The organism is Vibrio sp. 1457, assembly GCF_033340195.1.
Lineage (GTDB): Bacteria > Pseudomonadota > Gammaproteobacteria > Enterobacterales > Vibrionaceae > Vibrio > Vibrio alginolyticus.
Genome location: NZ_JAWOWA010000047.1, coordinates 1 through 9,129, shown reverse-complemented (window position 1 = coordinate 9,129; position 9,129 = coordinate 1). Strand labels below are relative to the sequence as shown.

Genomic DNA, 9,129 nt, shown 5'->3' with positions numbered 1-9,129 from the left:
TGAAACTCAGTATGTTGTTTAAGAACTGAACAACATGGGGCTACCATGTCTTCTCATCGAATTAAGCAACAAAGCCTCGTGTTACTTTTCTGCTACTGACAAGCGCAAGTATCACCACGATGACAGCACCAGCGATAGCCACGTGAATTATTGAGATTTGTTCCATTTACCCAGCCTATTGATTGCTTGTTATTTTGATATAAATACAACATAGCGCATATTCAACAACAGATTTCTAGGCCAGATCACAGACCTCGAACTCACCAAGTGGCCACCAACCCTTTAACATATTATTTTTAAAGGCTTCGTGGCCACTTTACTGTATTTACGTCCCCGCCACCTGACATAAACGCTACGTAAATAACATTACAAATCAACCAGATAGCCCCAAGACCCACTCTATGGGAATCCGTGAGATTCTATTTCCTGTCCTATTTTGGGCTCTGACTACATAATCCTTCCTGACTGAGCAGTTCGCTCACATATTGAAACATTTGATAAGGACTAAACCATGGAAAACAGAATCCCAGCTTCCATCCAAAAAGATATTAAGATTCTGACTAACCTACTGGTTGGTAACGAAAACTCTCTGGTTAACGAGCAAGATGAAACTGTAGAACTGGTCGCATACGGAGACTCTGAATTTGGCGGCCTGATCATGGCCTTTAACAACTCTGAGTCGCTGATCTGTACTAACGGAGAGTATGACCACGAACGTTTCTTAAGACTGACCGATCACTTCAGAACAGAATCTGAACATCTAGTAGGTAATACCCACATACTGACAACTAAAGTAACCTTCGAGGGTGTAGAACCTGCGGAATTTGAAGCCGTGTACGACTTTGACAATAACAAAGGACTGCCTCTGCAGATGTACCAAGCTTATGAGTACCTTCGCTCCAACCTTTCGCTTCCGTTGGACATTATGCTGGAAATATTTGGTGCGATTACCAGTGCAATCACATTCCACCAAGAGGAGTTATTTCATACCGGACTAGCCGGAACGATGGGCGACCACTTTGATGTCGAAAGAGCTATTGCCCACGATGTAAGACTTCAACACCAAAGCGACTAACACTTAAGTCTGTTTATTCAGACCGCACGAAAAATAAACACATATTAATTAAGCAACTAGCCGTGAAATATCGGTGACGGCCTCTTGCACCCTGAAATCACCGCTTAAGTTATTAAGCGGCCAATACAACACGGAGATTTATTATGAACAATTCAGTACAAGCTATTATTCCGAAGCCACTGACAGCCTATGTTGAGGCATATTTAGGTCTTATCACCGACCCGTTCTACTCGAATGAAGACCTGGGCATTAACCCAAATAAAAACCGAATATCTATCGGGGCAGAAAATATTGGTCCAGGTGCCTTTAGTATTTGTCACAATTCAGATGTTTTCACGAATGATCAGGAAGAAAACGCTCGTCGCATAAATCATTTCATCGACAGTGAGTTTCTCATCTATTTCGAAGTTCCAGAAGAACTCGACGCGCACTCAGAGTTTGCAGGCATCCACTTTGAAGATAAAGAGTTCTGGTCATCTTATGATTATCAAATGCCTGGATATCCGCAGTTCCTATACGACTTTCTCTCACATTTGATTGAAAGCAAGTCCTATTCCGTCGAAGGCACGCTTGCCATCTTTGGAAGCCTATTACATCAAATCACCGTGCCTTACTGGGGTGAGTTCATGGATGAAGAAGAGCTCCAACAAACCGAGGTTTCTCGTCTCCTTGGACTGCATTTTGACATTGTAACCGCTGTACGACATGACCTCGACTACAGTCAGCAACACCACTCAAAGATTACACAACCAGCTGAAGCTTAATGAATTAGCACTCAGTGGGAATGGGTGAGACACACTCTGATAGGACGAAATCACAATTCCATTTACATTCTACGGGTGGCCCCAGAGAGGCCCCCATTCAACAAATTTTTATGTTTAGAAGGATTCAATATGAACACTAATATCCAAACTAATGCTGTCACAACTGTCGTATCTGGTGCCCTTTCTCCGGAAGCATCATTAAACGATACACAAAAGAAACTCCAGACACTTAAAGATCGTGCCGCCGCTAATACCGTGCCAAGCCAAACCGTACTTGAACAAGCAAGAGTGGGCGAAAGCGCAACTCCCTTCATGGCTTTTTCCGTTGAGCATGAAGATGTGAATATTCACTGGATTGATACGCCAGAGAAGAAAGGCTACATCCTGTGTAACGGTAATGGTTGCCCGCTATGTCGTGCTGGCAACAAAGCATACAACCGCCTACTGCTACCTGTATTTAACTTCAGCTCTCGTCAAGTTGAGATTCTGGCAATCACCGATGCTACCCATCCCAAAGCAGCTCTGCCGCAAATCCTGCCAGTTTTTGATGCTGTAGAGCCAATGATGATACTCATGAGTCGTCACCGTAACAGCTATACCGTGGATTTAAAACCGATACCTGAGAACATCGATCTGGGCCAGTCAGAGATCGAAGTTTTTAATAATGCCTACGCTAACGGGGAGTTTAAACTGAGCGACGTGTTCCAGAAGTGTTCTAGCGAAGAGCTGGCAGCAATACCGAGTATCCAAGTGATGCTTCAATGTTATGGCTACACGGCGGCTTAACAATGAACTCGTCTCTGAATCAAATCAGCAGCGCTATGGCGCTTGCTGGTTTCAGAAAAGAAAATAATGGTCTCTATGTCCTGTCACTTCTTAAGAAGCACCCTCACCTGCTGATTAACTGGGCGGTAGGTGTGGGTAAATCTACCAATATGGATCAAGTGATAGAATATGGCATAGAATCAGGTCAGTATGATTTGATCATCGTGCTGGCCCCCACTCGCGCTATCATCAATGAGCGCGACTATATCCAGTTCCCGCCTGAAAATATCAAAATCACTAATCTCCGCCCGCGTCCTAAAGAGCTGTGCGGTAAGCAGCGCAATGCTGACTGGGCGGACTATGAACAGCGTGGCCTTTCTATACTTGGTAAACGCACTATTTGCGCCTTATGTCCTAATCAAGAGAAATGCCACTGGAAAGATCAATTTGGTGATGTTTTGCGCGGCACCCAAGTGCTCTTCGCTACCCAAGCCCATTTGACAAATGACTTGAATTTTATTGCTCGAATGAAAGCTAAGTGTGAAGCTCAGAATGTACTGGTTATTTTTGATGAAGCGACGGTATCGCTAACACCATATAGCCGCACTATCACGCAAGAAGAAATAGCGAACCTAATCTTCTGTTTGTGCGAATCAGACATCTCTCAGAAGCGCAAGGCCGCCAGCGTGTTTGCCTTGCAAAGCCTACTCAATGCAGCAACAGATGACCTGAGAGAGCCTGACGTATGGTCTATGCCCTCGATCTATCCGACGGAAATCCGAGAGCTGGTTACTATTGGGGAGCGCCACTGGCCGGGAGAATTCCGCAACATTCACTTTGACCTGCAAGCACTGATGAATTCGCCTTTAGATTCACGCGAGAAAACCGAGTTCGGTGATATACGCTTTTCTGCAACACCACTTGCGGCGGACTGCGATGTTCTACTCTACAGCGGCACGACTCATGAAACATTGCTGAACCATAAGCTGGGGCTTAATTTTCACAATTTCTATCAGGACACAGCCTTTAAAGGCGATGGTACTCAGTGGCTGAATATTGCCTCTTCTCTGGGTACATCTGGTCATTTCCTGAAGAACTCCCCACAGATATTGGACTTTTTTCTTGAGTTAACTCTCAAGCGCATCCGGGAAGGTAAACGAGTGCTGCTGATCTCAAAGAAAAAGCATAAGCAATATTGCATTGATACGCTGAATGAGATGCTAACCGTCCGTAGTATAGATGATGTTCAAATCGTCGATGGCGAAGAATACGATTCCAATGGCACCATCACTCAGATACCAGTCATCCACTACGGTGTAATTGGCATTAACCAGTTCGAGCAATTCGACTGTGCTTACTGTCTGAATAGCTACTACGTTACCAAAACCATATTAGCGAATGCCCTACAAGACATGCGAGCCAGTGATGAGCAGCTGGAAATGGAAATCAAAGTACTGCCGAACCCTCGCCGCCGTCATGCCCGCATTGCTGACAATAAGTACCGATATACCGATGTAGCTCAACTGACTGACCCGATGTTGCAGACCCTAGAAATGGGCACCGTGATACAGGCTGTAGGCCGAGTGCGTCCTTTCACATCGCCATGTGAGGTTATTACTTTCCAGAACAATCCGCACCCTAACTATCAGTACGATGCTGAGTTCAACAATCTGGCAGAAATACGCGAGCACTTCGGCATTGATAGTCAGCGCGCACGAACAACTGGTACTAAAAAGCAAGAAATACAGCAACTTAAACAACAAAGCTTAACACAAAAGCAAGTTGCTGAGCAGTTGGGTATAGGCGTTCGCACCGTCCGTCGCTACTGGAGTGGCCAAAAGTCCTAATAAAACCATTTTTATAGGGTTGCTGGCCACCCGGAGGCCCTACGTTTCCAAGAGAGAATATTGATTATGAATTTATTGCCCGCACTAGCAAAACGATTTAACGAAGCCGAATTCGAGCCAAAGAAAAGTGCTATTATATTGCCAATGCTGCCACCACTAGATTCAGCGGCGGTGACGTACATTGGAACCCAAGAAGACTTGGAAGATCTGATACATCTAGCTCATCAGTTGCCATTGACCGGCGTGTCACTAGACTTTGAGTTTAAGTTCAGCCGCCTCGCAATCCCACTTCGAGGTAACAAGCAAAAACAGGATATCCGAAGTATTCAACCCCTATTGATGGCTGTTACTTTGATGACCAACACAGGCAATCAGTTGCATCTTCACAATTATGTTATTGATTTAACTAAACTCAAAGATACGAAACGACTTCAGCCATTACTTGATCTACCCACGACCTATATCGCCCACCATGCCAAAGCCGAGTTACATTGTCTCTGGCAACTGGGTCTGACTGAGCCTCGCACTATCTGGGACACCTGTATCGCCGAGAGAGCACGATATCTGGGCCTGCATGTGTTTGACAATGATCAGGTATTTGATTCAGAGAACGCAGAGATTTGCGCCAGAGCAGAGCACGCTGAAAACAATCGGATCCGTTATGCATTGAATACCGTGGCGAGCCGCTATGATATTCACCACCGATTCAATTTGGTGAAATCAGACTTGCAGCACTCCTTTATTGACTATGACAGTGGAGAATTTACCAGCGAGCAGATCCACTATGCAGCTGAAGACGCTATTGTTGCAGCAAAGCTTTACCTTTCTCAGATGCAGCAGTTAACCCTCCAGGGAAGTTACCACCACCTTATCACGGTGGAGATGCCCTGGACCATCACCAATGCAGCCATGGAGTGGCATGGGGTGAGTGTTGATCGGGAAAAATGCAACGCTGTGCTCAATGCCAGTACGCCTAAGCTGGAAGCGCTCAGAAGTCAGCTGGCACAAATGGGGTTAGACAATCCCAATAGTCACCAACAAAAAGAAACGTTTTTCCGTCAACTCAACTTACTCGATCATTTTAACAAGGGCGGCAAATACAGCTTCAAGTTACAACTATTGAAAGATCTGGCCCATATCCACCCTGCTATCGGCCTACTGGCTGAATTTAGCAAGGTTCAAGCCATTGAGAGAGATATACTGCTTCGGCCTACTATTATCGGTTCCGATAGTCGCGTGCACCCAGAGCACAAACAGCTGGAAGTCGTAACCGGGAGACAATCTTGTGCCAGCCCGAACCTGCTCGGACTACCTGGCGCAATGCGCCCACTCATCATCCCGAAGACAGGAAATGGAATCGGTGAAGCGGACTATTCCCAGATTGAAGTCGGCATCACAGCTGCGGTCTACAGCGATAAGAATCTGATTGCTAAGTTCAACGCGGGGGATATCTACACAGTCATGGCTCAGGAGTTCTATGCCAACGACCTGGATGACGAAGATCGGCAATGCGATTCCGACACTTTCAAGCATAAGCACAAAGACAAGCGGGATATCATGAAAACATGTGTACTCGGTATTCTGTACGGCCTATCCCCCTTCGGACTGGGTAGCCGTCTTGAGATATCAGAACTCGAAGCCAAACAGTTGATGAATCGGTTCCTAGCTATGTTTCCTACCCTGAAACACATGATGGAAACCGCGCCACAACAAGCAGCATATCGGGGTTGTGTGAGCACCAGTACCGGATTACATCGCCACCGTTCTAATAGCGGTGCACTAAGCCGCCACGAGACAAACTGGATGGTGAATATGCCTGTTCAAGGAACAGCTGCCGCTCTGTTTAAGATCGCGGGGAATCGACTCTACCAACTTTACAAGCCCTATGGTGCTAAGCTGATCTTGGCTATGCATGATGCCTTTATCTTCGAAGCCCCATTAGACAAGATGCCAGAGGTTGGACGATTGACAATCGACGTGATGATTCAGACTGTGGTTGAATTCTTCCCTGAACTCAAGCCACGCATCGACCTGAATGACTCTGCCACTCATTGCTGGACTAAAGATGGGGATGCAGGCAGTGTTGAACGTTGGATTGCAGAGCGTTAACAGTATATGGAGGGGTTAGCAATGCTACCCCCACAATCAGCCTTTAGCATCTGATTACGACTATTCAGAACCCGCGTAATATTTTAGTAATTCACCTGGCTTTTTGATCTTGCTGAGCCAACGATTTACCGATTTTGATTTATCACCCTGACCATCTGACAAATTAAATTTATCGATGATTTCATACACTAACTGTGTTTGCGCATACTCTTTTTCATCGTTGGTCATGTGGTAGAGCCAGCCTTTTAAGAACACCAGCTTAACTGTTTCCTGAGACAGGTAGACTTTTTCCATGTCTTGTTTGTCTGTCGTGCTCTCTGCCTTCTTTTTACGCCCAGCCTTACCAAGCTGGTTAGCTAAGAAAAGATCGGGACACTTTACCTGTCTTTTCTTCTTCGTTGATCTTTCCTGCACTTGCTCTTCTTCAGCTTTCTCTATCAAAGAGTAAATCAGAGGGAGCAAGCGCTTAGCTTGATTTAAGGTCCATAACGATTCATGCTCTTTCAGGAAGTGAGTCAAGTTGAGCGCCAGTACTGCAAAAACATGGTGCCCTCGGATTTTCGTATCTGACGTAAGATCTTTTGTCACCTCCGATACGGTCCCTTTATCAACACAGTACTGCGTCAATTGAAACCAACTTTCTTTGCTTCTCTCTAAAGCAAGCTCATATGGCGGCACAAATGGCTTTGTCGGTTCATCTTCGTCAATAAGCGCCATTATTTCTGAAAACTCAATACTGGATACCATATCTGATACCAAGGTATCGATGCTTCGCAACGCTTTGCCTATCAGCTCATACAGCCGCTCATCTTGCTGGCTATGCTCAACAAGTCTCGGAAGAACATTCATCACGATCGAGAAGTTTCTCTCACTCACATTCAGCAAAAATTTGCAATGCTCAGTACAGTGGCGAAGATAAAGCTTCATCAAGGATCCATAAAACAGATCTAACTGAGACCAGCCGTACGCTTCTGTTCCAGGTAAGTGTGTTCTTTTATGTTTTGGATGGAATACGTCCAGATCATCTCCGTACAACTTTTTCATAGTAATAATATCTGGATCGCTGCTACTGATTATGTAACCCATTGCCCCTCTCTTTTCCCAGCCAAATCAAAGGCGCATAGTACAGCAATTGGGAATGACCACCAATCCTATTACATGACTTTAAAAGACTCTTAACCACGTGGTATCTCCAACTCCGTGGCGATTGCTGCTGGCGTGTATGGCGGCTCAAACTTAGTCAAGATGTATAACCAAGGCGATCTATACACAGCCATGGCGCAAGAGTTCTTTTGTGATGAGTTAGAATCAGAATGCCGCAGCTGCGATTCGTCGGCCTTCAAAGAAAAATATTCTGAGAAACGATCCATCATGAAGCAATGCACACTTGGCCTAATTTACGGTATCACCAGCATTGGAATAGCGAAAAAACTCAATATCAGTGTCAACAAGGCCTCGGAACTGATGAATAAGTTTCTATCGATGTTTCCCGAACTACAAAAAGCCATTGAGAGAATGCCCCAGTATGGCGCTCTGCGAGGCCATGTAAGCACTGCAACGGGATTGCACCGATACCGCCAATTGGACGCTAAGCGCGGCCATACTGAGAAAAACTGGATGGTGAACATGCCAGTGCAAGGTACAGCTGCGGCACTGTTCAAAGCAGCCGGAAATCGACTTCATCAATTGTATAAAGGTTACGACGCCAAATTGATCGTTGCGATGCACGATGCCTTTGTTTTCGAAGCACCGAAAAAACACCTAAGCGCAGTCAGCGAGTTAACTGCACAGATCATGACCCAAGTAGTGCAGGAGATGTACCCTCAGTTGAAGATAAGAGCCGATATCAACATAAGCCAACCAGATTGTTGGACCAAAGATGGTGATCCGAACACACTTGATGTGTGGCTAGCTAAATGACCAGAACTGGACGCAAGGCCTAATGGATTTAGTATTAAGGTTTTGTGTCCACTTTTTCTGTTTCTCAAATAGTGATTAGTGGGCAAATCGATACTTAGTTGATTGGATAGCTCTCTTAGTGGTACCAATTCCCTAGCACACTTATGCCCCCTTTTCTTGTTATCACTGAAGCTAATTAATTTCTCTTGGATGAAAGTTCCCCTTACCCAAAGTTTTCCGAGGGCGCGTCGAAGTAAGCAATTTAAAAATTATGCGTCATTTTGTAATCTAAGATCCAACAACTCTCGTTAACCTATTGATTATCAAATGAACTATGATTGGAAAGGCTGCATGATAGGAGTATGAAAAGCTGCTAAAAGAGTTAAAAGCATTCTATAGTGGAGAAATAATGTTCGAGTTTCAGAGAAATAAAGCAGAATATTTGTATCACCATACAAAAAGTTATACCGCGATTAACTTTATCCTCAAGAATAACGTTTATTTTAAAATGCAATCAAGTGTGTATACTATATGCCGTTCAATGGGGCTAAAAATAAAGGAACTATATGTTTAATAATAAATTACTTTTAGTAGGGTTGTCGTTAGCTGCGTTGGGTGGCTGTACATCTGTTCAATACAATGGTTCGCCAGCGAACTCGGTCACTAAAGT

General features: G+C 44.9%; 7 protein-coding genes. 6 read left to right on the top strand and 1 reads right to left on the bottom strand.

All coding sequences use genetic code 11. The annotated features are described in order from the left end of the window. Nucleotides 1-511 precede the first annotated feature (511 nt). The 5 genes from R7Z41_RS23310 to R7Z41_RS23290 all read left to right on the top strand — a co-directional run bounded on the left by R7Z41_RS23310 (nucleotide 512) and on the right by R7Z41_RS23290 (nucleotide 6,560). Nucleotides 512-1,075 (top strand): hypothetical protein, encoded by a 564-nt coding sequence (locus R7Z41_RS23310; protein WP_169643913.1) that lies wholly within the window; start codon nucleotides 512-514, stop codon nucleotides 1,073-1,075. A 143-nt stretch (nucleotides 1,076-1,218) separates the two neighbouring features. Continuing rightward, nucleotides 1,219-1,839 (top strand): hypothetical protein, encoded by a 621-nt coding sequence (locus tag R7Z41_RS23305; RefSeq protein WP_169643911.1) that lies wholly within the window; start codon nucleotides 1,219-1,221, stop codon nucleotides 1,837-1,839. A gap of 129 nt (nucleotides 1,840-1,968) precedes the next feature. After that, a complete protein-coding gene (locus R7Z41_RS23300) occupies nucleotides 1,969-2,625 on the top strand; it encodes a hypothetical protein (RefSeq protein WP_169643909.1) in 657 nt (218 codons plus the stop codon). A 2-nt stretch (nucleotides 2,626-2,627) separates the two neighbouring features. Next, a complete protein-coding gene (locus R7Z41_RS23295; RefSeq protein WP_169643915.1) occupies nucleotides 2,628-4,451 on the top strand; it encodes a helix-turn-helix transcriptional regulator in 1,824 nt (607 codons plus the stop codon). 66 nt (nucleotides 4,452-4,517) lie between these two features. Continuing rightward, a complete protein-coding gene (locus R7Z41_RS23290) occupies nucleotides 4,518-6,560 on the top strand; it encodes a DNA polymerase (protein WP_213965039.1) in 2,043 nt (680 codons plus the stop codon). Between the two features lie 60 nt (nucleotides 6,561-6,620). Here R7Z41_RS23290 and R7Z41_RS23285 read toward each other — a convergent pair whose 3' ends face one another. Beyond that, complete coding sequence (locus tag R7Z41_RS23285; RefSeq protein WP_169643906.1) at nucleotides 6,621-7,646, bottom strand: hypothetical protein; 1,026 nt, start codon at nucleotides 7,644-7,646, stop codon at nucleotides 6,621-6,623. Between the two features lie 114 nt (nucleotides 7,647-7,760). Between R7Z41_RS23285 and R7Z41_RS23280 the strand changes: the two genes are divergently transcribed. Next, nucleotides 7,761-8,480 (top strand): DNA polymerase, encoded by a 720-nt coding sequence (locus R7Z41_RS23280; RefSeq protein WP_225492308.1) that lies wholly within the window; start codon nucleotides 7,761-7,763, stop codon nucleotides 8,478-8,480. Nucleotides 8,481-9,129: the final 649 nt, after the last annotated feature.

Excerpts from the sequence above, each read along its gene's own strand:
- R7Z41_RS23285 (WP_169643906.1), bottom strand. The coding sequence starts at position 7,646 with ATGGGTTACATAATCAGTAGCAGCGATCCAGATATTATTACTATGAAA.
- R7Z41_RS23310 (WP_169643913.1), top strand. The coding sequence starts at position 512 with ATGGAAAACAGAATCCCAGCTTCCATCCAAAAAGATATTAAGATTCTG.
- R7Z41_RS23305 (WP_169643911.1), top strand. The coding sequence starts at position 1,219 with ATGAACAATTCAGTACAAGCTATTATTCCGAAGCCACTGACAGCCTAT.
- R7Z41_RS23300 (WP_169643909.1), top strand. The coding sequence starts at position 1,969 with ATGAACACTAATATCCAAACTAATGCTGTCACAACTGTCGTATCTGGT.
- R7Z41_RS23295 (WP_169643915.1), top strand. The coding sequence starts at position 2,628 with ATGAACTCGTCTCTGAATCAAATCAGCAGCGCTATGGCGCTTGCTGGT.
- R7Z41_RS23290 (WP_213965039.1), top strand. The coding sequence starts at position 4,518 with ATGAATTTATTGCCCGCACTAGCAAAACGATTTAACGAAGCCGAATTC.